1 protein-coding gene is annotated in these 284 nt (G+C 74.3%); it reads left to right on the forward strand.

The window, feature by feature from the left end:
* A partial coding sequence (locus tag MN205_RS00030; protein ID WP_242123068.1) for a methyl-accepting chemotaxis protein occupies positions 1 to 284 on the forward strand: 284 nt, incomplete at both ends.

The following is a 284-nucleotide window of genomic DNA, read 5'->3' on the forward strand; positions in this document are numbered from 1 at the left end:
GACGAACCTGCTGGCGCTGAACGCCACCATCGAGGCGGCGCGGGCCGGGGAGATGGGCAAGGGTTTCGCCGTCGTCGCCGGTGAGGTGAAGGAGCTGGCGCAGCAGACCGCGCGGGCGACGGAGGAGATCACCGGGCGGGTGGGCGCGACCCAGACCGACGCGGCCGCCGCCGCCGGCGCCATCGCCGGCATCAGCGAGGTGATCGCCCGCATCGACGCGCTGCAGGCCACGATCGCGGCGGCGGTGGAGGAGCAGTCCGCCACCACCTCCGAGATGGTCCGCA

Origin of the sequence: Kineococcus sp. TRM81007 (assembly GCF_022669155.1) — a bacterium.
In the GTDB taxonomy this organism is placed as follows: Bacteria; Actinomycetota; Actinomycetes; order Actinomycetales; family Kineococcaceae; genus Kineococcus.